Below are 26,951 nucleotides of genomic sequence, written 5' to 3'. Positions count from 1 at the left end.
CTTTGTAGAGGAAAATTTGTTCAAACGAATTATGTTTTCTTCTAAAGGTTTGTAATGAGGTGTGATTTTATTGTGGATCAGTTGGATTTTATTCTGTTTATTATTTCACGTCTCCGTTTTATTATGGCCGAATTCATATACTAAGTGCGACACCCAATTTAATAAAAACGATGAACTGCTATATTCTTAGTTTTTTGCTCCCGCCAAGAAGTAAAACACTATGAAATACAAGCAGCTCACCGAAGGTGATAGATATACGTTAGCCGCCTTAAAAAGGCAAGGCCTAAGCTTTACTAACATTGCAAAAGCAATGAATAGAGACCGAAGTACGATTTATCGCGAGATAAATCGTAACACTTGTTGGCATCAAGACGGCTCATATCGTCCCATAAAAGCACAGCGACGGACAAGAGCACGGCGCAGTCGTTCAAGGCGAAATCAGCATTTTACTGAAAAAGATTACGCGATTGTACGACAGCTTTTACGTAAACAGTGGAGTCCTGAACAAATTACCGGTCACTTGAAACGACAAGGGTTGCGTTGCTTTAGTCATGAAACTATTTACCGATATATTTGGCGTGATAAAAAGAAAGGTGGCTTGTTATGGAAGCAATTGCGCTGCGCTCAAAAACGAAGACGTAAACGTTATAAGGCTTATGATAGCCGCGGCAGACTTGCCGATAAATGCAATATAGCTGAACGCCCTAGCGAGGGAGAAACGCGTAAAAAAAAGGTCATTGGGAAATAGATACTGTCATGGGAAAAGGCTCTAAACATTGTATCGTTACACTGGTTGAGCGAAAAACTGGCTACACCTTAATAGGCCAATTAAACGATAGGACAACCAAGTCAACCAATAAGCGAACGATAAAACTAATGAGTAATATGCCAGAGCAATTTAAAACCATCACATCAGATAACGGCACCGAGTTTCATCAATATAAGAAAGTTGAAGAAGCAACTAACTGCCCTTATTATTTTGCTAACCCACATCACTCCAGGGAGCGTGGAACCAACGAAAATACTAACGGGTTAATTAGACAATATTTGGTAAAAGGAACATCAATGAAAGGATTAACTCAACAGCGATGTAATATCATCGCTGCTAAATTAAATGCAAGACCAAGGAAGCGACTTGGTTATAAAACACCGGAGGAATGTTTTTATGAATAACTACTTTTGTTGCACTTCAAACTTGATACTAAGATGTAACTAAGTGCATAATCACATCAGAGAAGTTTAATATCTTTGAGTAAGTTAAATAGTATTGTTTCACGATATGAGGTTCTACAGGTTAAAAATAACCCTTATGAAATACTCATTAAAGGAATACTGATAACAAGCTGACTACTCGAATTTTCTGTATTGAAAACATTGAAAGAGGCATTGTGTTTATTGGCTATTTGTCGAATGTAGTACATAGACATATCAAAGTTAACTTTGTTTTTAAACTTAGAAAAACCATTTTCATCATTCGTAATGGTTAGCCATATTTTGTGTTTGAACTCTTCTAAGCTAATTTCAAAGTTTCTTCCGCTACCATTCATAATAGTAGATGTAATGGTTTCGTAAATAATTTTATAGATGTCTGCTTGCATTTCTAAATTGAGTGTCGATTCTGACATCTCAATTTCTAATTGAACATTTGAATGATACTTTTGATGTATATAATCAACAAAATAAGGAAGTGCAACTTCTAAAGACTTACCTCTGTTAGTGTTAGGCTCCTCTTCATTTTCATTTTGTGCTAATGAATGTATACATTTATTTATAATACTTGAAACTTGATACAGATTTCCTGCAGGCAAGCTTTCTAAGTTATAAAGTAAGCCTTTAGCTTTTAGTAAGTTACGCTCTACATTAAAGGTAACTTTACCGTGGCTTTTTATATTATTCGATAAAATAGTATGTATATGTTTTATAGAGCGATATCTTAAATAGGTTAACCAAATAACAGCAATAAAAATAAAACTGATACTGAAAATATAAAGCACTTTTATTTGAGGGGTTAAATACCAAGGGTAAGCGACATTAACTTCCGTAAAGGTTACATTATCACTCCATTGCCCTAAGCTATTTGTCCCTTTGAAGGCTAGTTTATATATGCCTGATTCAAGGCCTGTTAAGGTTAATTGGTTACCATAAATACTCTGCCATTCACCACTATTTATTTGGTATTTAAATTGTTTATCTTTACCTGGACGAAAATCTAAGCTTGCTAAATTAATAGAAACCACATCATTTTCAGAGCCTACATTAATATCATCATTAAATAATTGTGTGTTACCTGACACTGTTACCTGACTGATAACAATTTTGGGGTTATATTTAGCTACTTTAGTGAGAGGGATTTCGAGTAACCCCGTATGGTGAGGCACAAATATTTTACTGTTAAGTATGACTGGAGCATCGGTAAAGTTATATTTCTCAGTGTTTGGTATTAATGATATTGAATCGTCATGAGTATTTATACGATAGAACCCCTGTGCTGCAGGAGCCCAAACTTCATCAGCAATAACATTTATCATTGAAAAACTAACGTCTTCAGCTATTTGTGATAAGACATCGCCATGAAAATTTAGCACAAAAATCCCATTACCTTTGGTTGCCGCATAAACTTTATTATTATGTGTAGCGAACGAGATAACTTTATTTTTTACCGATAACTTTAATTGACGGTTGGTTTTTGTATATCGGTTATAAATTTCAATTCCATCGGGAGTTGCTAACCAAATATTATTGTTATCTAAGGTCAAAATATCAATAATTTCTGGGTTTTTGATACCTTCTCTTAAACTGATATGATCAATAATTCGCTGAGTTTTCAGATTATAAATATAGAAACCATTTCCATCTGTGGCAATATAGAGAAGATGGTCTTTTTTAGTCAATTTTAATAGGATTTGATTATTATCGATAAAATCAACTTTCTTTGCAGTATTAGAGTCTTTTTTATATACCCATAAACCATCAAAAGCTGCAATATACAAAGCATCATCTATTGCTAGTAAATCCATTGTTCTTTTACCCAACAAGGTTAGTGATGGATTAATTTTTTCTGATATGTTTTTACCATTATTAAAAGCTTTATATATACCATCACCATATGTACCAATAATCACTTCATTATTAAATACTTCTATTTCATTAGCATTATCTGCCACATTATAAATTTTTGGATGATTTTTAACGACAGAAGGAAATATTTTTTGTATGCCTTTATTACTGACAAGCCATATAGTATTTGATTCTGCTTGAATCAAATCTCTTGGGATCATTGACTCTATTTCAGGATAATTATGTGTGATATTTATTAATGAAGGAATCGCTATTTTTGATATGACTCCTTCTTTACTTAAAAGAATAGCATGACCATCGTTTGATTTTGTACTGATAACATGTTTTTGAGTGTTGGGTATTTCATGACGAGAGCCATCATCACCTAGGTACAAGATTAAGGCGTCAGTAACGACTAATACTCCATCGTTAATTGGAGTAATAGATGATACTTTATTTTTAAGTAGCTGAGTAAAACTATCGTTTTCTAACTTAAATAACCCACTAAAGCCTGCTGTGTATAAATTATCTTTAGTGTTTTTTAAAGCAGAGGTTTTTATTTCATCGACTAAAAGTTTTGTTGTTTTATTTTTTTGCGAATATACATAAATTTCACCTTTTGTGGTTTTGAAATAATAATTTCCTTTATAAATAGCTGTTTTATGAGTAGAAATATGATCTTGATTAATATTTAATTTGATTGTTTTAGCTGTTCTAGGGTTAAGTCGCCATATTTCAGATGTGTTTGTGGTAACTATAAAATCATCACCATCCTTAATAACATCAAATATCCATGTATAAGGTATATTCCATTTTTCATTATTATTAGAAAAATGAATAAGATCAGTACCATCAAATCGAGCTAAAGTATTTTGTCCAGAAAACCAAATATAATTATTTTCATCTTCAATGACGCCACTAACTTTAAGGTAACTTAAAATTGACTCATTAGACTCTGCTTGAACAGTATTATATAAAGAAGAGTATAGAAATATAATAAGCGGCAATATAATCAGCCACTTATTAAATATAGATTTAAACGATGGCAAGTGGTGAGGTATTAATATGATCTTTTCTACCACAAACAGCAAAAACACTAGGCATTTTGTTTTCATTAATAGGCTTTTGTACCAATAAATAGGTTGGTTTTCTTGGGTCCGATGGAAGTTCTTTATTTGCCCATGTTTGACGTATTTTATCGGCGTACTCTTTGCCATATTTTGTTTCAAATCCTGCTGCGAGCATTTCAACGCCAAAATCATCCATAATCATCATTGTGGTGTTATGGTAGCCACTTGTAGCGTTAAAATCTATATCTACCGTTAATATTTTATTGTTAGGGAGGACTAGGTCTGCTCGTAAATTAGCAATTACTGCACGGTCTTCATGAGCTTTTAAATCTGATGTATTAGGCTTTGCGGTTAGATCAAACGTTAAATTAATGTCTTCTGCTATTTGTAATTTCTCATCTAAATGACTCATTTCTATTCCTTTGGTATTCATTATTATTAGGTTTGGAGAGTTTTCGGTATTTTTATCGATAATTAATTGTATTATCGCATTTTTAGATTACAGGGTTGTATATTACTTACCACGATAAGAGCCCTTATATCTCAGAGAATACTTTATCAACCAAATTAAGCCATTATATGTAATATATATTTGTAGCGACTATACCTTTGTAAAGTATATTAAAATGAATACTAAATACTACTTATTTTAGTTATATAAGCTTATTGAGTGGCGCTTTTATTTAATCATCGTATAAACACAGAAGGTTAGTTAAAATATAGTTATTAATAAGCTGAAGATTTTAAATATGAAAAATTTTGATTGTGTAGTGATTGGTGGTGGAATGATTGGTGCAGCATCTGCTGTAGCTTTGGCAAATTTAGGTTTGAAAATTGCTATTGTTGAATTGTCACCTTGTCAGGTTTTTTCAGCTCAATCATCTTTTGATTTAAGAGCTTCAGCAATTTCAGTAGCTACGCAACAATTACTAGAGCAGCTTGATGTTTGGCAGTCTCTATCACAAAAAAGAATGTGCCCTTATTCTAGACTAGGCGTTTGGGAAACTGAACTTTCATATACAGAGTTTGATGCTAAAAATATTGAGCAGTCGATATTAGGCCATATCGTTGAAAATAAATTGATTCAATTGTCATTATGGGAAGTAATATCGAGCAATAATAATATCACTACCTTTTGTCCTGATACGCTTATATCTTTTACACAAAATAGCGAACAAGTCATTGTTGAATTGGAAAGTGAAACCATAACGGCTAAGCTTCTAGTGGCAGCCGATGGAGCTAATAGCAAAGTAAGATCATTAGCTAACATTGGCGTTACTGGTTGGGACTATAATCAATCAGCTATGTTGATAAATGTTGAAACACAATTACCTCAGCAAAATATTACTTGGCAACAATTCTATGAAACGGGTCCTGTTGCTATGTTGCCATTGAGCGGGGAAAGTGAATTAGGCGGCTATGCATCTCTCGTTTGGTATCATCAAAAAAGTGAGATTAAACGTTTATCCTCATTAAGTAACCATCAGCTTGAAGCAGAAATTATGCAGCACTTTCCCACTCGTTTAGGAAAAATAAAAGTGCTTGATAAAGGCGCATTTCCACTAACACGTAAGCATGCAAATACTTATCAAAAAAATAGAGTGTTATTGCTAGGCGACTCGGCTCATACCATTAATCCTATGGCAGGACAGGGAGTCAATATTGGCTTTAAAGATGTAAAGGCACTTCAGCATATAATCGCAAAGGCTATAGGTAATGGTGAGTCTTGGTCTAATATTAATGTTCTTGCTCGTTATGAAAAACAAAGAAGAACAGACAACTTAATGATGATGACAACAATGGATATGCTATATAGCTCGTTTAGTCACCCATCTACCATTGCTAAAGTTGTTCGTAATGTAGGATTGCTATTAGCCAATCACTCAGGTGCTATTAAAAACAAAGCACTGGCGTATGCATGTGGTTTATAAGGTAATAATTTTTATTGAATGGATATGTAAATTTTATTCAAGATGATTTTAAAGGGAGGGATTTTAATTAGTCATTTAATGGTGCGGGTCAAGAGACTTGAACTCTCACATCTTGCGATACTGGAACCTAAATCCAGCGCGTCTACCAATTCCGCCAAACCCGCATTATTAAACTAATTTTTATTTTTTAAGCTTTAGAGTGGCAGGGGTAAGAGGATTTGAACCTCTGAATGACGGGATCAAAACCCGCTGCCTTACCGCTTGGCTATACCCCTGCAGAAAACTCAAAAATGTAAATTACAAGACAACTATTCTATATGATGGATTTTTTATAAAAGAATCTTCAAAGAAAGTGGCAGGGGTAAGAGGATTTGAACCTCTGAATGACGGGATCAAAACCCGCTGCCTTACCGCTTGGCTATACCCCTGCAATGTAACTTACTTTGCAACTAACGTTGCGATTTGAAATGGTACGGGTCAAGAGACTTGAACTCTCACATCTTGCGATACTGGAACCTAAATCCAGCGCGTCTACCAATTCCGCCAAACCCGCATTTCAAAAAATGGTGGCTACACCGGGACTCGAACCTGGGACCCCATCATTATGAGTGATGTGCTCTAACCAACTGAGCTATGTAGCCTAACCAACCTGCCTGAGCAAGTGGCGCGTATTATGCAAATCTCGTTGACCTACGTCAACCGTTTTTTTATAAAAAAACACACTTTTTAACTGTTTGAACAAACTGTGTTCGATTTGTTGTTAAACTGTCCGCTATATCCCTTGTAAACAGCCATTAAATTGAAGCTGCTTATTTGTTAACCTCAACTTAGAACTATTTAGCGATTAACTGTTATTTCAGCCACTTTGTTATCTGTTAATAATAATAGGTTAATTGTTGAGTTATTTCGAACTTATCTTAATGACTCTTTATTTATTTGGTTTTTTTACATAAATCACAATTCACTATCTAAGAAAGTGAATTGTGATTTTCAGTTAAAAGTTATTATTGCTCTACTTTATATAACATAGAAATATGCGGGATATTATCTTCTAAATACATATCAGAAACCGTAACAAAGCCATATTGCTGATAATAAGCTTCTAGGTGCTCTTGGGCTGATATTTTTATACTTTGCCCTGGAAAGTTAGTTTTACAAACCTCTAAAGCTTTTTTTAACAGTAAATGACCTAGTTTATATCCACGATAAGCAGGAGACACAACAACACGGCCCATACTTATATAATTATCGTAACTCGTACCTTTAGGTAAAATACGTAAATAAGCCGCTATTGGGTTACTGGGTTGTGCTTCATTATCTTTTTCATTGATATAAGCAAAAAAGTGTAAGGTTTCTGGATGTCTGTCATGTTCATCAAGCTCAGGGTAATAGCAAGCTTGCTCAACAACAAAAACATCAACACGAAGTTTTAATATATCGAACAGTTCATCTGTAGATAATTTTGAAAAGGGTTTAGTAGACCATGTTAGATCTGGCTGCATGTAATGTTCCGCGAGTTTCTTTATTAAATTGAGATTATCATAAAGGTAGTGATTTTATAAATACAGCTTTAAACGTCAGGTTGGGTGATGACTTAACTTTAGCTAATACCAAACGGATTAATTTATTGAGCAACTTAGAGCTACATTAGCAAGCTTAGAACAAGCAAAATTGATTAAACATAGTTATTCTATATTTTTTTAATTTTGTAATGTTATCAGTTTGCTAATGAGCTCCCGAAGGGCGAGAATTTAAAGGCTCATATGCCGCGTTATTGATTTTGACAAGGTTCCTACATGGATGTAGGACATTAGGGTAACGCAGGAGCAGTTACCGAGAATAACCATTCTCTTCAATCAATGCCTCGCCTACATGGATGTAGGTGCTTAGGTTCAGTATGGAACTATGAACCTGTGCCTCTAAGCCTTTAAATTCTCGCTAAGTGAGCAATAAATTAATCCGTTTGGTATAACATAGGTTTGTTATTAGATTATGTGTGATAGCTTTTTATTAGAAGCGTATAGATCACAATAGCATTAAATATTTCTTTAATGCTAATTGCTAGTAGGAAAGTTTAAGATCTAAATAATAAGAGAATAAAAAAGGCACTAAAAAGTGCCTTTGATGATATCTGTACTGGGAATAATTACTTATTCATAGTCCAGTTTATTTATTATGTCTTTGTTGTAATACTTCCATAACTTCTGAAAGCTCAACATTCTGATCTTTTAAGAGTACTAATGTGTGATAAAACAAATCAGCACATTCGCCTAAAAAGTCTTCTTTGGTTTCAGCAAGCGCAGCTATTACAACTTCAACGCCTTCTTCACCTACTTTTTGAGCAACCTTGTTAGTACCACGTGATAATAACTTTGCTGTGTAGCTTTCTTCTATTGGATCATTAGCGCGTTTATCTACAAAACGTTCTAAGTGGCTTAAAAAGTTTTGTTGGCTAAGCTTCTCTTCAGGAAAGCATGAAGTTGTATTTAGGTGACAAGTAGGGCCATTAGGATTAGCAGCAATTAATAAACAGTCTTTATCGCAGTCGGCTAATACTTGTTGCACATCTAAGGTGTTGTTTGAACTTTCGCCTTTCATCCATAAACGTTGCTTAGAACGGCTAAAGAAGGTGGCTTTACCTGATGTTAATGTCGCGTTTAATGCTTCTTCATTCATAAAACCTTGCATTAATACAGCACCTGTTGCGGCATCTTGAATAATGGCAGGTAATAGGTTATCCATTTTGTCCCAAGCGAGTTCTTGGCTATTTTCTAATGTAACTAACATATTCTGATCTCAACTTTGTTTTGTTTGAGCATCTCTTTTAAGTCAGAGATAGGGATGATGCCTTTATGAAAAACACTGGCAGCTAAAGCACCATCAACATCGGCTTGTTGAAATACATCACTAAAATGCACCATTTCTCCAGCTCCACCAGAAGCGATTAAAGGCACATTACAAACAGCGCGAGCTTGCTCAAGTTGTTTAATGTCGTAACCTTTACGAACACCATCTTGGTTCATGCAATTTAAAACAATTTCACCAGCACCTAATTCTTGAACTTTTTTGATCCATTCAAAAGTGGTCCATGATGTTTTTTGTGTACGTGATTCATCACCTGTAAATTGATAAACATGATATTCGTTTGTCTCTTCATTGAAAAAACTATCGATACCAACAACCACACATTGTTGACCAAATTGATCGGCTAAGCGCGATATTAATGAAGGATCCATTAAAGCAGGGGAGTTGATGCTAATTTTGTCAGCACCCATTTTTAATATTTGTTGTGCGTCAGCTTCAGTTTTAATACCACCAGCAACACAAAAAGGAATATCGATAACTTGAGCAATACGAGTTACCCAGCTTTTATCCACAACACGGCCATCAGCACTTGCTGTAATATCGTAAAAAACTAATTCGTCAGCACCTGCTTTTGCATATTGTTCAGCTAGAGGAACAATGTCACCAATAATTTCATGGTTACGAAATTTAACGCCTTTAACTACTTTACCGTCTTTAACATCAAGACAAGGGATTATTCTTTTAGCGAGCATAAATAACTCCTTCAAATAGTTTAGCTACTAAAGTTTTTACTTTGACGGCCAGCATGCGATTGCCTCTTCTAAAGTAAACTTACCTTCAAGTAATGAACGACCTAAAATTACGCCGCTAACGCCTGTTGGAATTAAGGCGGTAATATCATCTAACGAACCAATACCACCAGATGCTTGCCAATCAAGTTCAGGATATTGTGCACATAACTCAGAGTACATAGTTACGTTTGAGCCTGATAAAGTACCGTCTTTGCTGATGTCTGTACAAAGTACGTGTTTTAAGCCAGCGTCTTGATAGTGTTCTAATAAATCTTCTAGGTTAACGCCGCTGTCTTTTATCCAGCCATGAGTCGGTAAAGTTTTATTACCTTTCTCATCAATTTTAACGTCTAACGCTAAAACAATTTTTTCACCGCCAAATTCTTTGATCCAATCAGCCACTAACTCAGGTTGTTTTATTGCTAAAGAGCCAATAACAACACGGTCAGCGCCAACAGCCAATAACTGTTCTACGTCTTCTTTACAACGTACACCACCACCTACTTGAATCGTCATGGTTTCGTGGTTTACTAAAGTTTTGAGTAAAGTTAACTGACGTTTAGTTGAATCTTTCGCGCCATCTAAATCAACAAAGTGCATAACCGTTGCGCCCGCTTGTGCGTACAAGTCTTGGCGTTCTTTTGCTGTGTAAACGTAATTTGTTTTTTGTTGGTAATCGCCTTGGTATAGACGAACAACTTGACCATCAATAAGGTCTATTGCGGGGATCATCATGCCTTCATCTCCAAGAAATTCTTAATAATTTTACTACCAGCATTACCTGAACGTTCAGGGTGAAATTGACAACCAATAAAGTTGTCTTTAGCTATGGCTGCTGAAAATTCAGTACCATATTCACAAACAGCCGCAGTATATTCACCTACAGGAACAGCAAAGCTATGAACAAAGTAGAAATAGTCGCCTTTGCTAATACCTTGAAAAACAGGATGGTCGATAACTGACGTTAGCGTATTCCAGCCCATGTGTGGCAAACGTAAGCCTGCAGACTCAAGTGGTTTTACTTGAGTAGGTATTAAGTTCAAACAATCAATAATCTCTAACTCGCCAGAGAAGTTACCTTCGTGTGAGCTTTCAGTCATTAATTGCATACCTAAACAAAAACCTAAAACAGGTTGAGTTAAGCTTTGAATAGTAGGCGCTAAGTTTTTCTGATGAATGTTAGCCATGGCATGTTTAGCATTGCCAACACCAGGTAAAATTACTTTGTCAGCAGACTTTATAATTTCAACATCGTCAGTAATTAATGCTTTTAAGCCTATACGTTCAACAGCAAACTTTACTGAAGATAGGTTGGCACAGCCAGTATCTACAATAACGTTTAATTGGCTGTTTACTCCTGAAGTCACTATAAAGCTCCTTTAGTGCTCGGTAATACATCGCCTTTTACTTCAATTGCTTGACGTAATGCGCGGCCAAATACTTTAAATAAGCTTTCTACTTGGTGATGACAGTTACCTTCAGTTGTTGATAAGTGAAGAGTAATTGCCATAGCGTCTGCTAATGAGCGGAAAAAGTGAGAAACCATTTGAGTCGACATCGTGCCAACGCGATCATCAGTAAATTTAGCATCAAAGGCTAACCAAGGACGACCTGATAAATCGATAGAACATTCAGCTCTACATTCATCCATCGGAAGTACGAAGCCAAATCGGCCAATACCACGTTTATCGCCTAAAGCTTCTTTTAATGCTTGGCCTAAAGCTAATGCTGTATCTTCAACACTATGGTGCTCATCAATATGGTAATCACCATCAACATTGACTTGTAAAGAGAATCCACCGTGAGCTGATATTTGCTCTAACATATGATCGAAAAAGCCTAAGCCAGTTTCGATTTTAGTGCCAACTGGTGAATCTAAATTAACGGCAATGTTAATATCAGTTTCTTTAGTGGTACGAGTTACATTTGCTTTACGAGGCTTAACGAGTAGTTGCTCAGCAATATCATTCCAGTTTAATGTTTTTGGATTGTACTGAATACCTGTAATGCCCATGTTTTCGGCTAACTGAATGTCAGTAATACGATCGCCAATTACATAAGAGTCAGCAAAGTTAACTTTACCCGCTTTTAAGTATTCACTCACCAAGCCTAACTTAGGCTTACGGCAAGTGCAGTTGTCTTCATCAAAATGAGGGCATAATAAAACGTCATCAAAAATAACGCCTTGAGAAGAGAATATATCCATCATTTTGTTATGAGGTAAATCAAAGTCGCTTTGTGGGTAGCTGTCAGTACCTAAACCATCTTGGTTCGATACCATAACTAAACGGTAGCCTTTACTTTGTAATTTCAATAACACTGGAATCACATTAGGTTCGAATACCAATTTCTCTAAAGTATCTACTTGTTTATCAGTAATAGGTTCTTCTATTAATGTACCGTCGCGATCAATAAATAATATGTTTTGTTTTGCCATGTTATTTCTCTGAAACCTCTTGTGACTCGTTCGTTAAGCTAGAATTTGAAGATAAGGCTGCAAAGCCTGTTTCTATGACTTGTCTAAGAGCCATTAATTCTTCGGGGCTACCAATACTAATACGTAAACAACCAGCTAATTGTGGTTGTTTAGATTGATCTCTAATTAAGATGTTTTTTTCTACTAAAAGATTAAAAATGAAATTTTTATGTGTAGTTTTGAATAATACAAAGTTAGCGTTTGTAGGAAATACTTTGCTACACCATGATTGCTGAGATAACCATGATGATAAATCTTCAGCCAATGCATTTGTATTTTCTACTCGTTTAGCTACTCGCGCTAAGTTTTCATTTTGTAATGCTTTACTTGCTAGTTCGGCAACAGGTGCAGAAATAGGGTAGGGAGCAATCACTTTGCTTAGCATTGTAATGACTTCAGGGTTAGATAAAGTAAAACCACAACGCAATCCCGCTAATGCGAAAGCTTTTGATAAGGTTCTTAAAATAATTAAGTTGTCGTATTTAGCTATCCAGCTTGATACTGATGTATCTGCACAAAACTCAATATAAGCTTCATCAACAACAACCATAGCGGAATCTTTAAATAGGTTTAATGCTTGCTCGATTTGCTCTTGAGGTAAAATATTCCCTGTAGGGTTACCTGGAGAACATAAAAACACAACTTTAGCGTTTCCAACTTCTTGCTCAATATTTTTCATATCAAGTTCGTTATTAATTAACGGAACTCGAATAATACCAGCACCATGGTTTTCTGCGCTTATAGCATACATACCATACGTTGGCGGACATATAAGAATACTGTCTTCATAAGCTTTACAAAAGGTACGTATAATTAATTCAATACCTTCGTCTGCGCCACGTGTAGCTAATATGTTTGCTTTAGGCTGTTGGCTATATTCACTGTATGCACTAATGAGTGATACAGGTTGAAAGTCAGGGTATCGATTAACACAATCAGCACTGAGTTCATATTCACCTAAGCCAGAAGCTTCATTCGCATTTAACCATGTTTTATTGTTAAATTCGCCATTGCCCGCATGTAAACGACGCGCCGATTCGTATGGGATCATACTAACCAGTTCATCTCTAGCGAGCTTGTTTACAATTGAGTTTTTATTCGAGCTAGTCATTATTTATTGTCCACTCTCACTATTAATATCACTATCAGCTTCTAAACGAATAGTCACAGCACGTTGGTGAGCGTCTAAACCTTCAGCATCTGTTAGTTCAATAATACATTCAGCTAAGCTAGCTAAACCAGAACGTGTTATTTCTTGCACGGTAAAGCGTCGAGAAAAATCAGCTAAAGACAAGCTGCTTACCACTTTTGCGTAACCATAGGTTGGTAGCACGTGGTTAGTACCACTTGCGTAATCACCTGCAGACTCTGGTGTATAAGCACCAACAAATATAGAGCCAGCATTACGTAAACTTGAAAGTAATGACGAAGCATTATCGGTTTGAACAATTAAATGCTCTGGACCATATTCATTTGATACTTCAACGGCTTGTGCAATTGTTTCAGTTAAAATTAAACGACTTTGTTCAAGAGCAACTGTTGCTATTGAGTTACGGCTTAATAACTTAACTTGTTTTTGAAGTTCGCTATCAACAGCGGCTAATAATTTCTCGCTGTCTGATACTAAAATAACTTGGCTATCTGGACCATGTTCAGCTTGCGATAAAAGATCTGAAGCAATAAAAGCAGGGTTACTGTTTTCATCGCCAATCACTAATACTTCAGACGGACCCGCAGGCATATCAATAGCAAAACCAGCTACTTGTTGTGATAGCTGCTTTTTAGCTTCAGTCACAAACTTATTACCAGGACCGAATACTTTATGTACAGGTTTAATGCTTTCTGTACCAAAAGCCAATGCTGCACAAGCTTGTGCACCACCTACTGTGTATATTTCTGTAATACCACATAAGTTCGCTGCTGCTAAAATTTCATTAGCTAGCTTGCCATTTTTATCTGGAGGACAAACTAAAACCGTTCTTTTACAACCTGCGATTTGTGACGGAACACCCAACATTAATACGGTAGAAGGTAATGGAGCACTTCCTGCAGGAATATATAAACCAACACTTTCAATGGCTTCAGATTTCAAAACACATTTAACGCCTGGTGTTGTTTCTACGGCAATGTCTTCATGTTTTTGTGCTTCATGAAAACGTTTAATTTGACCGTAAGCCGTTTCAATTGCTTTTAAACGTTTTGGTGAAAGCGCTTGTTTAGCTTCTAATACTTGTTTTTGTGAAACAGCTAAAGTGCTTAGCGCTATACCGTCAAACTTTTCAGTTAAGTCGTATAATGCTTTATCGCCTTGGGTTTTAACTAGATCAAGGATCGTAGCAACTTGAGCTGATAAGGTCGCACTATCAGCAATAGCTGGACGAGCTAAAGCTTGTTGCTGTGCCTTTTGATCAAGTGAAGACCAATTAACTATTGGGTATTTCATGATTTAGCCCATCATCTTTTCAATTGGCATTACAAGAATAGAACGGCAGCCTAAAGCTTTCAAATCTTCCATTGTTTCCCAGAAAAATGTTTCTGTAGCTACAACATGAACAGCAACCATTGTTTCACTGCTTGCTAAAGGTAAAATTGTTGGTGTTTCAGTACCTGGCATTAATGTACTTACTTCAGCAATTTTATCTTTTGGTGCGTGTAGCATAATGTATTTGCTTTCTTTCGCTTTCATTACGCCGTGTATACGAGGTAATAACGTGTCTAAAATCGCTTGTTTTTCTGGGTTCAAAGTTTCAGCACGTTGAATTAACGATGCTTTAGAGCGGAATACTTCAGCTACTTCTTTTAAACCGTTCGCTTCTAACGTTGCACCTGTAGAAACTAAATCACAAATACCGTCAGCTAAGCCAACACGTGGAGCTACTTCAACAGAACCTTTTAATAAACAAAATTCAACGTTGATGCCGTTTTCTTTAGCAAAGCGTTTTAATAATTGTGGGTAAGTTGTAGCAAAGCGTAAGCCGTCTAAACACTTAAGACCTGTGTATTTAAACTCTTCTGGCATAGCAATCGAAAAACGACAACCACCAAAGTTTAATGGTGTTGTACGAATGTAGTCATTTTTGCTACCGATAAGCGCACGTGATAATTCTTCTTCTTCAAGTGTGTTGTCGCCAACAATACCTAAATCACAAACGCCATCCATAATTAAACCAGGAATATCGCTGCTTCTAACACGCATGATATCAATAGGCATATTAGCAACATGCGCAAGTAATCTTCTGTCAGATACGTTGAGCTTTAATCCACAACGTTTGAATAAAGCTTGTGTATCGTCGCTAAGACGACCTGATTTTTGCATTGCGATGCGTAAACGTGTTTCAGTTGTCATGCTTAAGTCCTATTAATATTTAATTTTTTAATCTGTTGATTTAACTCTTTTCGAATAAGAGCTAAACGTAAAAACCCCCGAGAGAGAAGACTCTTTTCGGGGGTTTTAGAAACTTTATTTGTTTCGCTCACCACTGAAAGGTCTATAGCCCCCCAGCGAATAAACCTGAGCAGCTAATCGATATGGTGATGATGATGTAAGTTCAGGTTTAAAATCATTATTTTCTCTTTTTTGAAAACTTAGTGTTTTCTGTTTAATAATCATTGCGTAGAAACTTCAGTACAGAAATAATTTTGATCTGCTTAATGTCGGGTACAATACTGTTTATTTACTTTTAGGGCAAGAGATTTCTTGTATCTCGTTATGCGTTTATGGTCTAACTTATTGGCGTGTTTTATAGCTTTTTGTTTTAACCCTTTAGTTTCTCCCTTATAATAAAATTAATATTTCTCTTACTTCAATTCTTCCTCATTTCATGAATTCAGTTGAACTTGCTTTCTCACAAAATGGTGCCCTAGCGAATGCTATTGACGGTTTTAGACCTCGACAAGCACAAACTGATATGGCAATTGAAGTCGCTAACTCGATAAAAACTAAATCATCACTTATTGTGGAAGCCGGAACGGGTACAGGTAAAACCTTTGCCTATTTAATTCCTGCGCTGATTGCTAATAAAGAAGCCGCAGAAAACGATGAGAAGCAAAAGAAAATTATTGTTTCAACAGGAACAAAAAATTTACAAGAACAACTCTTCCATAAAGATTTACCTTTAATTAAAAAATCGTTGGCGACTAAAGCACAAGTGGCTTTATTAAAAGGGCGATCTAACTATTTATGTATTTACCGACTTGATCAATACAAAGAATCAAGAGGGCAGTTAGATGCGGAAAGTTTAGCTGATTTTGTAAAAGTAAGAGAATGGGCAAATGTTACTCATAGTGGTGATATTGGTGAGTTAGTTAATGTTATTGAAAACTCTCCTGTATTTCCTTTTGTTACAAGCACAGTTGATAACTGTTTAGCTAAAGACTGCCCGAACATTGAAGACTGTTATTTGGTTAAAGCACGTCAAAATGCTATTGATGCGGATTTAGTGGTGGTTAATCATCATTTGTTTTTTGCTGATATGGCATTAAAAGATACTGGCTTTGGTGAATTAATTCCGAAAGCTGACATTATGATTTTTGATGAAGCTCATCAAATAGCCGATATTGCTAGTGAGTATTTTGGTGAAGCGTTTTCTACACGCCAACTTTTAGATTTATGTACTGATGTTCTACAACAATATAAAACCACGTTAACCGATGTTAAACAGTTAGGTAAAGCTGCGGAAAAACTATTAAAAACCAGCCAAGAGTTTAGGTTGTTATTTAATTACGATCCTGAGCGCGGCAACTGGCGAGAGAAACATCATCAGCAGCGATTTTCTCAAGCTTTTAGCTCATTAAAAGTTGATTTAGACTTCCTTTATCAAGTGATTAAATTATGTGTTTCTCGTAACGAAGCTATTGACCATTGTTTTGAACGTGCCGTTAATTTATTAGCACAATACGACATTATGCTTGATGTTGACGCTTTAGGAATGAGTTTTTGGTACGAAACAACACCAAGGCATGTGGTACTTCATAAAACACCACTTTCAGTTGCTGATAAATTTAGTGCTTATGTGGAAGACTCTGGTGCAGGTTGGATCTTCACATCAGCGACATTAGCGGTTGATGGCAAGTTTGACCATTTTGCTCAACATTTAGGTTTAAACAAAGCTCGCCATTTATTACTTGAAAGCCCATTTGATTATGAAACACAATCACAGCTTGTTGTTCCGCGCTATTTACCAGAAGCGAATGATAAAAATCGAGCTAAGGTTTTGGCTCAAATTGCTTTACCTTTAATTGAAGCGAGTGAAGGTGCTTGTTTTATGTTGTTTACGAGTTACCGCGTTATGCACCAAGTTGCCGAGCTGTTGTCTGAATTGATAGAAAATCCCTTGTTAGTTCAAGGGCAAATGGGTAAAAGAAAACTACTTGAAGAATTTGTTGAACAAAAGCGTGCGGTATTATTAGCGACAGCTAGTTTTTGGGAAGGGGTTGATGTCAGAGGAAATAGCCTAACGTGTGTTATTATCGACAAGTTACCTTTTGCTTCACCAGACGATCCTTTGTTACAAGCCCGAAATGAAGATACAAGACGTCGAGGTGGTGAACCGTTCTCGCAAATACAACTGCCACAAGCGGTGATCGCTTTAAAGCAAGGCGTTGGTCGTTTAATACGTGATGTAAGTGATAAAGGTGTTTTAGTTATTTGCGACAATAGATTAGTTAATAAACCTTACGGTGAGGTGTTCTTAAATAGTTTGCCAGCAATGAAACGTACAAGAAATATTGAACAAGCCGCTGACTTTTTGAAAAGTTTAAATAAGACTTAAATTATAACTATTTGAATAATGAGTTACTCAAGCTTAGCGCTTAATAAGATTGTTAATAGAGAAATGAAATGAATGAAAAAAATTATTTAGTGATTGATGCTTCAACAGAAGCTTGTTCAGTTGCTTTACAGTATCAAGGTAATATCACGAGTTTATATGAGTTATGCCCACAATCTCATAGTTTACGTTTATTGCCTATGATAGATGACTTATTAAAAGCTGCCGATTGTACGCTAAGTAAATTAGACGGAATTATTTTTGGTCAAGGACCTGGAAGTTTTACAGGTGTAAGAATAGGTATTGGGGTGACTCAAGGTTTAGCTTTTTCAGCTAGCTTACCCGTAGTTGGTGTTTCAACGTTGCAGACTATGGCACAGCAGGCATTCATTGAACATGGTCAAACTCGTGTTGTTTCAGCGATAGATGCCCGTATGAGTGAAGTCTATACTGGATATTATGAAGCTGATAGCAATAAGGTTATGCAGCCAAAAACAGCTCAAAGGGTATTAGCGCCCGAACTTGTTAAGCAGCACTATATCGACAATGCAAACTTAGACTTTACAGTTTTACCTTATGGTGTAGGTACGGGTTGGGAAGCTTATAAGAATGATCTTGATGAACTTAAAGCGAATGCTGGCGAGCCAGAAATCTTATTTCCTCATGCACAAGCTATGTTATTTATCGGGCAACTGGCTTTTGAACAAAATAAAGGCGTAGAAGCTGAACATGCACAACCTGTATATGTGCGTGATACTGTGTCCTGGAAGAAGCTTCCTGGAAAATAGACTATAGTATTTATACTTGGTTAATTAGAAACTAAAATAAATTTAGTTTTATACTTGGTTAATATTTGTTAAATTAGCACTTATGAACATTAATGACTCAACATATTCAAATCTAACATTGCGATCTGCACAAGGTGCGCAAGGCGTTAGTAAAGCTAATCAACAGACTTATGTTAAGCCTGTTGTTCCAGCTGTTGATGAAAATAATGCAAACAATCAAAGTGAAAGCTTAGGTCAAAATAAGTCACGTTTTGAAGTGAGTGAGCAAGCTATTGCCTTTCTTGAAGGGCAAAATGCATTACAGTCTGAGTCGTCTGGCTCAGCGATTGCGCTTCGTGACAATTCAAACTCTGCAAATGCTGGCTATGCTCAAGGCGAGCAATCAAATGGCAATTCTCAATATGATCAACCATCACAACAAAACTTATCTGCTGTAGCGGCATACGAGTCTGTTGATAATATTGCTCAAAGAGAAAACATAAAACAATTCTTCGGCGTTAATCTATTTGCCTAATACTCAAAAAAGTTCAGTTGGTTTTTTGAATAAATATCAATTCTGGGTGTTTGTTCTTGTTGCCATTATCTTCATTCAACTTCCTCTTGTTTCAGTCCCTTTTAAATGGTTAGAAAGTTATTTTCATGAAGTAAGTCATGGTCTTGCCGTATTAATAACGGGCGGCTCAGTGGTTCAAATTGAGTTATTTCCTAATGGCGCTGGCTTATGTACAACTCGTGGTGGTTTTACTTTACTGATTAGTTTTATGGGTTATGCTGGCGCAATTATGTGGGGATATTTAATTTATTCCATTGCTTCTATTAATCAAAAAATAGCTAAGCTCGCCTCAGGACTTATTATTGCACTTATCCTTAGCTCTTTAGTTTTTTGGGTAAGAGACATATTAACTGTGCTGATCCTTTTGGTGGTCTTGTGTATTTTTTTCTTACAGTTTAAGCTACCTAAAATAGGTTATTTGCAAAAATTATTGAAATTTACAGGTATTATGGTGTTATTGAACAGTCTGTTAAGTCCGCTTTATTTACTTGATGGACGCTCTATTGGTGATGGGGCTCGTTTAGCTGAAATAACCTTTATACCTGAAATTGTTTGGGTGATAATCTGGTCTATTATGGCTGTGTTCAGCTTGTTTTTATTAAGTAAAAAATCTTGAACATACTTTAAATAACCAACATCGACTTAAATAGATCAGTTAAGTAACAGACATAGAGAGAATTTATCATGACAAAATATTTGCTTATATCGTGCGTTTTATTCTTAACAGCATGTTCTTCGGTACCTAAAAAATTAGAGTTACCTGAAAACACAAACTCAGTAGACTTCTCAAAAGCACAATCAACAGAAACTAATTTTGTTGGTCAAAAAGCACGTTGGGGCGGAGTTATTGCTTCTATTCAAAACAATGCTGAAACTACGATGCTAGAAATTGTTAACTTTCCTTTAACCGGGAATTTAAAACCTAAAAAAGGTGATGAAACCTTAGGGCGTTTTAGAGTGTATTTTAACGGTTTATTAGATCCTGTTATTTATAAAGCAGGCAGAAGTATTACGGCTGTAGGTACTATTTCTGAATTTGAGAATGGAAAGATTGGTGAGCATGAATATAACTTTCCTGTACTAAATGATGCCAGCGTTCATCTTTGGAAGAAAATGCAGAATGTTAATGTGACGGCGATTCGTCAACCATATTGGCTTCATAACGATCCTTACTTTTGGAGTGGATCACGTTCTCATTATAATCGTCCTGTGATAATTCGCTCTTCTAGATCATCGAGCCAGCCAGCGAGTAAGTCTAAAGTATCATCAAGCAAGAAGTAACTATTCTTTAGGATACTAAGAGTCGTTAACTTTAAGCATAATTACTTCTAAGCATAGTTATATAAACTTATGACTCATACAAAACTCAATATAAAAGAAGTGGCTTATACAACAGCCACTTCGAAAATTAGTGCACTTACCTTCAATCAAAACCCACAAACTAAACAACCTAAAAATATCATACTTTTTTTACATGGTTGGTTAGACAATGCGGCCAGCTTTACTCCACTTTTTGAGCACTTAACTGTTGATAAAGGAGAGGGGTTTCAGATTGTCGCTATAGATTTACCCGGTCATGGCGCTTCTTCTCATAAAAGTGCTGATGCTCATTATCATTTTATTGATTGGGTTTACGATATATTAGTACTATTTGAAGCGAATGATTGGACTAATGTTCACATTGTTGGGCATTCAATGGGGGGGATGATTGGCTCGGCTTTCGCTTCTGCGTTTCCTGAAAAGGTGAAATCACTTACCTTAATTGATTCTATTGGTATGATCTACGCGGATGAGAAAGACAGTTCGTCATTATTGCGAAAAGGTATGCTTAGCCGATTAAAGAAAACCTCGGTAGCAGCAAGAAAGCTATCGATAGACAGAGCAACTAAAGCGCGCATGTTAATGTCAGATCTTGAATACCAGCATGCTGAAATGATAATTTCTCGAAATATTTCAGCTATTGGTGATGAACTTCAATGGCGCTCTGATCGAAAGCTCAATACTGTTTCTCCTTATCGGCTTACCTTAGCGCAATGTAAACAGTTGGTGTCAGATATAAAAGCACCTGTTCAAGTGATATACGGCAGTAACGGTTTGGATTTTATTAAGAAAGGAATTGAAGTATATTCTTCTTTAATACCTTGTAAAAAAATAGTAAAACTTGAAGGGGGTCATCATGTACATATGGAAAAACCTTCAGAAACAGCTAAGCTGATTAAAGAATTCGTTTTATCTGTATAAATTAGAGTAAAAGAGGCTATATACTCTAATTTGGTAGGAATTACACAAATTAGATATGATTTAACTGGAATGACCAGTTGAAATTTGATAAAACGTAAAACATATCAAACCTCCAATATAAATATTACAAAAATAGGGTGTGCGTTGTGAGTAAAATTTGGCTTGAAAAAAGTTATCCTCCAAAACTTCCATTTGAAATCGATCCCGATAAATATTCATCTCTCGTTCAAATGTTTAATAAATACTGTGGGCTTTATCATGATCGCACCGCTTTTATTAATATGGGAGCGAAAATTAACTACAAAGAGTTAGCTGAACAATCTGAAGCTTTTGCTGCTTATTTACAGCATGACTTGGGTTTAGTGAAAGGCGATAAATTTGCCATTATGACACCTAATTGTTTGCAGTATCCTATCGCGTTATTTGGCGCTTTGATGGCAGGCTTAACTATAGTAAATGTTAACCCTCTATATACTGCTCGTGAATTAGAACATCAGTTAAAAGATTCAGATACTAAAGCAATTCTAATTATTGAGAACTTTGCTAGCACGTTAGCTGATGTTATTGATAAAACAGATGTGAAGCACGTTATCCTTACATCATTAGGTGACCGATTAGGCTTAGTAAAAGGTGCTGTAGTTAACTTTGCTGTTAAGTATGTTAAGAAAATGGTGCCAGCTTTTAAGCTCTCAAATATATTGCGTTTTAATACGGTATTAACTGAAGGTGCTAAAAGAACATTTAAGCCTGTAGAAATTAACGGGCAAGATTTAGCTTTATTACAATATACCGGTGGAACAACAGGTGTTTCTAAAGGCGCTATGTTAACTCATCGCAATATGGTGGCTAATTTAGAACAAGCTAAAGCTGCGATTAAGCCTTTATTTACAGGTGGAGAAGAGATCATAGTCACAGCGTTACCGCTTTATCATATCTTCGCTTTAACAGCTAACTGCCTGACATTTGTTACCTTAGGTGGTACTAACTTATTAATTACAAACCCTAGAGATATGCCTGCGTTTGTAAAAGAGTTAGGGAAGCATAAGTTTAGTGCAATAACGGGCGTAAATACCTTATTTAATGGCTTATTGAATACTCCAGGTTTTAAAGATTTAGACTTTAGTCATTTAAAAATGGCGATGGGTGGTGGCATGGCTGTGCAACGACCTGTTGCTGAAAAATGGCAAGAAGTTACCTCTGTATTATTACTTGAAGGTTATGGATTAACTGAATGTGCGCCTATGGTGACGTTAAGCCCATACACTCAAAAAGCATATGACGGAACTATTGGATTACCTGCTTCATCAACAGATGTAAAAGTAATGGGTGAAGACGGTCAAGAAGTTGCGATAGGTGAGCCTGGTGAAATGTGGGTGAAAGGACCACAAGTGATGGCTGGTTATTATAACCGTCAGGAAGCGACAGATGAAATTTTGAAAGATGGCTGGTTAGCAACAGGCGATATTGCTTGTATGGACGAAAATGGTTATTTCAAAATTGTAGATCGTAAAAAAGACATGATTATTGTTTCTGGTTTCAATGTGTTTCCAAATGAGATTGAAGAAGTTGTGATGATGCATCAAGGGGTACTTGAAGTGGCCGCTGTTGGTGTAAGTGATGATGACGGTGATGAAAGAGTAAAAATATTTGTTGTGTTAAAAGACAAAAAAGTAACAGAAAAAGAGCTTATAGCTCATTGTCGTGAAAACTTAACAAATTATAAAGTACCAAAGCTTGTTGAATTCAGAGATGACTTACCTAAGACGAATGTAGGTAAGATTTTACGAAGAGAGCTGCGCTAATTGAAAAGTTAAGTAGTCAGCTCTTTATAAACAAGCCCACATATGTGGGCTTGGTATTTATTTTTTTTATAGCGATTTAATGAGTTCGTACATCCTTGATGCAATAGATAACGAGTTTTAATTAGCTATTGAGCGTTAATCACTTGCCCATTTACTTCAATGCTACTGTTACACATTAAATAAACGTAAGCAGGCATAATGTCAGCTGTAGAGGCTATACTCTCTGAATCTTCTCCAGGGTAAGCAACAGAACGCATTTTGGTATTTGTAGCGCCAGGGTTGATTGCATTAGTTCGTACTGATGTTGTATCGTATTCATCAGCAATAACTTGCATCATTCCCTCAATAGCAAACTTAGATACGCTATATGCACCCCAGTAAGCTTTACCTCTATTTCCAACTCCTGACGTCGTAAATACTAAAGAAGACTCTTTTGTTGTTTGTAATAAGGGTAGAAGGGCTTGTGAAAGTAAGTATTGTGAATTCACATTCACTTGCATCACATCATTCCATATTTGCTCATGAATTTGTGTGAAAGGTGACAACTCACCTAACATAGCGCCATTTAATAAAGCACCATCAAGTCGACCGAATTGATCTTTAATAGTGGAAACCATATCCAGATAGTTCTGTTTGGTTGCACCTTTAAAATCTAAAGGGATAATTGCAGGTTGAGAAGAACCTTGTTCTACTATCGAATCGTATACTGCTTCTAATTTTTGGGTAGTTTTACCCAATAAAATAACGGTTGCGCCTAACTGAGCATAAGTTAGTGCGGCTTGTTTACCAATACCATCTCCGGCACCAGTAACTAAAATAACTTTATTCGCTAGAGTATTAGCATCAAATTTAAAATCAAACATAATCATTAGAAGGTAGTAAAAATAGAGGGTGAATTCTACTCTGAGCGGAGCAAACAAACGAGTAAAAATTGAATTTAAAATAATAAACCATATGATATTTACAGAAACAACTAGCGCAAATTGAATTCTTAGGTTAAGTTTGACTGGTCGAACAAGTTATGTTTTAGCTATAAAAACTATCAAAAAATGGCTAAAGCTACTACAACTTTATATATGAAAGAATTGTTCTGGGGAGAATTAATGAAAAAATTATTATTAAGTGTCACTATCGCTGGTGTTTTAGGTTTAGCTGGATGTGATAGCGAATCACTCAAAGACGTTCAACAAAGCGTCGAAAACAATAACTCAGGTATTAAAGCTTCTGCACGTGTTGTTTTTGATCCCACCAATGGTCTTTTATCTGTTCCTAATGACTTATTGTTTCAAGACACAGTAGATGGCACATTAAATTTGCCTGTTGATGATGCATCAGATGAAAGCGACCCTTTTGTTGCTTTAAGCGCTTTAGATGGCTGGTCTACAGTTAATCCATTTGTTCTAAGTATTGATTTCCCTACAGGCACATCATTAGATGCTGACTCTGTAGTTGGAGGCGTTCAAGTTTTTGAAGCGACCATGGGCGGTGACGCAAATGATGCTGACTGTACAAGTGTAACAAGAGGCTTTGCTTGTAAGGTAGTTTCACAACTGACTTTTGGTGTTGACTATTTTGCACAAAAGTCTGGTGACAGTGTTGCTATTGTGCCTTTAAAGCCTTTAAAAGCTGAAACAACTTATTTAGTTGCCTTAACTGATGCTTTGAAAGATAGTAATGGTCAAGCTGTTGGTGGTTCAACTACCTATGAACTCGTGCGCCAAGACTTTGCAACTAAACCTTTAGCAACTGAAGCTCAATTAGGTTTACAAGCTATTATTAATAGCTTTGAAGATGTTATTATAAATGAAGGTGTTGAAGCTGATTCATTGATTTACACGATGGCGATGACTACTCAGTCTACCACTAGAGTTTTAGATACACTTAAAGGCTTAATGGCTGCTAATTTAGGTGCTGGTGGAGCTGCTCCTGCTGTTACTATTGATCCTTCGGGAGCTACAGTAAATGATGTATTTTTGTCACAAGGTTTAACTTTATCTCCAGACTTACAAGCGCTTTATTCTACCGCTAACTATCATAAAGGTGCCGTTACACTACCTTATTATTTAGGTGTGCCTAGTGCCGATAACCCTTTAGCACCTGTTAATTCTTGGTGGAAAGCGCGTTGTGATTCTGGTGCTACATTACTAGGTTTAGCGACTGTAAATCCAAGTGCGATACCTGCTGATGCATTAGATGCTAATGACGGCTTTTGTATGGCTGTTGGTCTTAGAGATTTAAGTAGCGCTTTTGATGTAGATACAGAGCGTAACTTAACAAAGTTTAATCCTATTCCTGTAGCTCAAACGGAAATGGAGATTGAGGTTCAAATGACTACGCCTCAAATATCACCTGTAACAGATGCTGTTCGTGCTAACTTTGGTCTACCTGCTTTGGTAACGCCTGATAATGGTTGGCCTGTGGTTATGTTACAACATGGTATTACTTCTAAAAAAGACGATATGCTTGCAATGACAGGTATATTATCAACGTTTGGCTTTGCTACGATAGCAATAGATCATCCTTTACACGGTAGTCGTGGTTTTGATCTTGATGGTGACACTATAGATGATATTAATGCATCAACGGTTTCTGCTACTCATTATATGAACTTAGCGAGCTTATTAACAACACGTGATAATTTACGTCAAAGTACGATTGATACCTTAGGTTTACGTTTAGGTTTAAATGCACTTGTAGGTGCTGATATTGATACCTCTGAAGTTCATTATTTAGGACATTCATTAGGGGCTATATCGGGTATTAATTTTGTAGCACTTGCTAATACTTCTATTAACCCTCTTTTAGATGATATGTTTAAAGTGACGTCTAACTCCCTTGCAATGCCGGGTACTATGGTAGCAAACTTCTTATTAGAGTCTCCTGCTTTTGGTGATTTGATAAAAGCGACGTTAACTTTGTCTCAATCAACAGAATTTGCAACCTTTGTATCTGCGAACTTTCCTGATGCAACTGAAGCAGAACTTGCACAAGCATATACCTTGTTCTATGCAAACTTAACTGAAGAGCAACAAGCTGACTTAAATGGTGTGTTTTCACAATTCACATTTGCTGCGCAAACAGTAACAGATGCTGGAGACCCTATTAATTACATAACTCAAATGGCAGAAACACAAACACCAACCCATTTAATTGAAGTAGTGGGTGATGGTGGAACTAACCTATCTGATCAAGTAATACCTAATCGCATAACAACTTCACCATTAGGTGGAACTGAAGGTGCAATAGCTTTATTGGGTTTACCTAGTGTAAGTAGCACTTCAGCAGGTTCTGGGGCTGTACGTTTCTTAAATGGTCATCATGGTTCAATCTTAACACCTGAAGTTCGTGATGAAGCGCCAGATGCTGCTTTAACAGGAGCTGCCACTCAAGAAATGCAATCACAAGTAACCGGTTTCTTTGCCACTAAAGGTACAGTTATTAATGTTACTAACACGACTGTAGTACAATAGGCTGTAATAAAGAGATGCTAATTGCTTTTATGTTATTCAGTAAACTTACACTGTAATAACTAAACACAGCAGTATGAGAGAAAAAGTCCTTTTATAGGGCTTTTTTTTTGTGTTTTTATCCCCATATTTATATCATTATATTTTATCATTTTTAATTAATACCAAGCACAATAACCAATTGACCATTTATTCTTCGTAT

21 protein-coding genes, 5 tRNA genes and 1 pseudogene are annotated in these 26,951 nt (G+C 36.1%); 10 read left to right on the top strand and 17 right to left on the bottom strand.

Annotated elements, in window-relative coordinates; translation table 11 throughout:
• Positions 1 to 220: 220 nt before the first annotated feature.
• Positions 221 to 1,173: pseudogene (locus ACPUVN_RS12195) on the top strand (IS30 family transposase).
• Between the two features lie 134 nt (positions 1,174 to 1,307).
• On the opposite strand, the gene ACPUVN_RS12190 reads toward ACPUVN_RS12195, so the two are convergent.
• Together ACPUVN_RS12190 and ACPUVN_RS12185 are read right to left on the bottom strand one after the other, a co-directional pair.
• Positions 1,308 to 4,064, bottom strand: coding sequence for a hypothetical protein (locus ACPUVN_RS12190; protein WP_426369185.1), 2,757 nt, complete (start codon positions 4,062 to 4,064; stop codon positions 1,308 to 1,310).
• Positions 4,065 to 4,092: 28 nt separating this feature from the next.
• The gene (locus ACPUVN_RS12185; protein WP_426360047.1) at positions 4,093 to 4,539 is read right to left on the bottom strand and encodes a hypothetical protein; all 447 of its coding nucleotides are present in this window, start codon (positions 4,537 to 4,539) and stop codon (positions 4,093 to 4,095) included.
• A 337-nt stretch (positions 4,540 to 4,876) separates the two neighbouring features.
• Here ACPUVN_RS12185 and ACPUVN_RS12180 point away from each other — a divergent pair, with 337 nt between their 5' ends.
• Positions 4,877 to 6,058, top strand: a complete 1,182-nt coding sequence (locus tag ACPUVN_RS12180; RefSeq protein WP_426369184.1) for an FAD-dependent monooxygenase — start codon at positions 4,877 to 4,879, stop codon at positions 6,056 to 6,058.
• A gap of 79 nt (positions 6,059 to 6,137) precedes the next feature.
• On the opposite strand, the gene ACPUVN_RS12175 is transcribed toward ACPUVN_RS12180, so the two are convergent.
• From ACPUVN_RS12175 to hisG, 14 genes are all read right to left on the bottom strand, one after another.
• Positions 6,138 to 6,222: transfer RNA gene (locus ACPUVN_RS12175), tRNA-Leu, on the bottom strand.
• Positions 6,223 to 6,258: 36 nt separating this feature from the next.
• A tRNA-Gln gene (locus ACPUVN_RS12170) sits at positions 6,259 to 6,333 on the bottom strand.
• 78 nt (positions 6,334 to 6,411) lie between these two features.
• Positions 6,412 to 6,486 (bottom strand) — tRNA-Gln (locus ACPUVN_RS12165).
• Between the two features lie 40 nt (positions 6,487 to 6,526).
• Positions 6,527 to 6,611: transfer RNA gene (locus ACPUVN_RS12160), tRNA-Leu, on the bottom strand.
• Positions 6,612 to 6,622: 11 nt separating this feature from the next.
• Positions 6,623 to 6,699, bottom strand: a tRNA-Met gene (locus ACPUVN_RS12155).
• Between the two features lie 363 nt (positions 6,700 to 7,062).
• Positions 7,063 to 7,560: a GNAT family N-acetyltransferase gene (locus ACPUVN_RS12150; RefSeq protein ID WP_426360051.1), complete on the bottom strand. Its 498-nt coding sequence runs from the start codon at positions 7,558 to 7,560 to the stop codon at positions 7,063 to 7,065.
• Between the two features lie 664 nt (positions 7,561 to 8,224).
• Positions 8,225 to 8,845: a bifunctional phosphoribosyl-AMP cyclohydrolase/phosphoribosyl-ATP diphosphatase HisIE gene (gene hisIE, locus ACPUVN_RS12145; RefSeq protein WP_426360053.1), complete on the bottom strand. Its 621-nt coding sequence runs from the start codon at positions 8,843 to 8,845 to the stop codon at positions 8,225 to 8,227.
• Positions 8,839 to 9,615, bottom strand: a complete 777-nt coding sequence (gene hisF, locus ACPUVN_RS12140) for an imidazole glycerol phosphate synthase subunit HisF (RefSeq protein WP_426360054.1) — start codon at positions 9,613 to 9,615, stop codon at positions 8,839 to 8,841. Before hisF ends, hisIE begins: the two co-directional genes overlap by 7 nt.
• A gap of 36 nt (positions 9,616 to 9,651) precedes the next feature.
• Positions 9,652 to 10,389, bottom strand: a complete 738-nt coding sequence (gene hisA, locus ACPUVN_RS12135; RefSeq protein WP_426360055.1) for a 1-(5-phosphoribosyl)-5-[(5-phosphoribosylamino)methylideneamino]imidazole-4-carboxamide isomerase — start codon at positions 10,387 to 10,389, stop codon at positions 9,652 to 9,654.
• Positions 10,386 to 11,021: an imidazole glycerol phosphate synthase subunit HisH gene (gene hisH / locus ACPUVN_RS12130; protein ID WP_426369183.1), complete on the bottom strand. Its 636-nt coding sequence runs from the start codon at positions 11,019 to 11,021 to the stop codon at positions 10,386 to 10,388. Before hisH ends, hisA begins: the two co-directional genes overlap by 4 nt.
• Positions 11,021 to 12,091, bottom strand: a complete 1,071-nt coding sequence (gene hisB / locus ACPUVN_RS12125; protein ID WP_426360057.1) for a bifunctional histidinol-phosphatase/imidazoleglycerol-phosphate dehydratase HisB — start codon at positions 12,089 to 12,091, stop codon at positions 11,021 to 11,023. The genes hisH and hisB overlap by 1 nt, the downstream gene beginning before the upstream one ends.
• 1 nt (position 12,092) lies before the next feature.
• Positions 12,093 to 13,241, bottom strand: a complete 1,149-nt coding sequence (hisC, locus tag ACPUVN_RS12120; RefSeq protein ID WP_426369182.1) for a histidinol-phosphate transaminase — start codon at positions 13,239 to 13,241, stop codon at positions 12,093 to 12,095.
• Positions 13,242 to 13,244: 3 nt separating this feature from the next.
• A complete protein-coding gene (hisD, locus tag ACPUVN_RS12115) occupies positions 13,245 to 14,573 on the bottom strand; it encodes a histidinol dehydrogenase (protein ID WP_426369181.1) in 1,329 nt (442 codons plus the stop codon).
• Between the two features lie 3 nt (positions 14,574 to 14,576).
• The gene (gene hisG, locus ACPUVN_RS12110) at positions 14,577 to 15,476 is read right to left on the bottom strand and encodes an ATP phosphoribosyltransferase (protein WP_426369180.1); all 900 of its coding nucleotides are present in this window, start codon (positions 15,474 to 15,476) and stop codon (positions 14,577 to 14,579) included.
• 475 nt (positions 15,477 to 15,951) lie between these two features.
• On the opposite strand from hisG, the gene ACPUVN_RS12105 reads away from it, so the two are divergent.
• From ACPUVN_RS12105 to ACPUVN_RS12075, 7 genes are all read left to right on the top strand, one after another.
• Positions 15,952 to 17,901, top strand: coding sequence for an ATP-dependent DNA helicase (locus ACPUVN_RS12105; protein WP_426369179.1), 1,950 nt, complete (start codon positions 15,952 to 15,954; stop codon positions 17,899 to 17,901).
• A gap of 68 nt (positions 17,902 to 17,969) precedes the next feature.
• Positions 17,970 to 18,686 (top strand): tRNA (adenosine(37)-N6)-threonylcarbamoyltransferase complex dimerization subunit type 1 TsaB, encoded by a 717-nt coding sequence (gene tsaB, locus ACPUVN_RS12100; protein WP_426360066.1) that lies wholly within the window; start codon positions 17,970 to 17,972, stop codon positions 18,684 to 18,686.
• Positions 18,687 to 18,768: 82 nt separating this feature from the next.
• On the top strand, positions 18,769 to 19,200 hold the full coding sequence (locus tag ACPUVN_RS12095; protein WP_426360068.1) for a hypothetical protein: 432 nt from the start codon (positions 18,769 to 18,771) through the stop codon (positions 19,198 to 19,200).
• Between the two features lie 25 nt (positions 19,201 to 19,225).
• Positions 19,226 to 19,855, top strand: coding sequence for a M50 family metallopeptidase (locus tag ACPUVN_RS12090; protein WP_426360069.1), 630 nt, complete (start codon positions 19,226 to 19,228; stop codon positions 19,853 to 19,855).
• Positions 19,856 to 19,923: 68 nt separating this feature from the next.
• Positions 19,924 to 20,520, top strand: a complete 597-nt coding sequence (locus ACPUVN_RS12085) for a Slp family lipoprotein (protein ID WP_426360071.1) — start codon at positions 19,924 to 19,926, stop codon at positions 20,518 to 20,520.
• A gap of 69 nt (positions 20,521 to 20,589) precedes the next feature.
• On the top strand, positions 20,590 to 21,480 hold the full coding sequence (locus ACPUVN_RS12080; protein WP_426360072.1) for an alpha/beta fold hydrolase: 891 nt from the start codon (positions 20,590 to 20,592) through the stop codon (positions 21,478 to 21,480).
• A gap of 146 nt (positions 21,481 to 21,626) precedes the next feature.
• Entirely contained in the window at positions 21,627 to 23,282 is a 1,656-nt protein-coding gene (locus ACPUVN_RS12075) for an AMP-binding protein (protein WP_426369178.1), read from the top strand.
• A gap of 125 nt (positions 23,283 to 23,407) precedes the next feature.
• Here ACPUVN_RS12075 and ACPUVN_RS12070 read toward each other — a convergent pair whose 3' ends face one another.
• Positions 23,408 to 24,145 carry a YciK family oxidoreductase gene (locus tag ACPUVN_RS12070; protein WP_426360075.1) on the bottom strand — a complete coding sequence of 246 codons (738 nt, stop codon included), beginning with the start codon at positions 24,143 to 24,145 and terminating at the stop codon, positions 23,408 to 23,410.
• A 240-nt stretch (positions 24,146 to 24,385) separates the two neighbouring features.
• On the opposite strand from ACPUVN_RS12070, the gene ACPUVN_RS12065 reads away from it, so the two are divergent.
• A complete protein-coding gene (locus ACPUVN_RS12065) occupies positions 24,386 to 26,752 on the top strand; it encodes a VolA/Pla-1 family phospholipase (protein ID WP_426369177.1) in 2,367 nt (788 codons plus the stop codon).
• Positions 26,753 to 26,951 lie beyond the last annotated feature (199 nt).

The organism is Pseudocolwellia antarctica (genome assembly GCF_049933045.1).
GTDB lineage: Bacteria > Pseudomonadota > Gammaproteobacteria > Enterobacterales > Alteromonadaceae > Pseudocolwellia.
The sequence above is the reverse complement of the archived record's forward strand: the minus strand, read 5'-3'. Positions and strand labels throughout refer to the sequence as shown.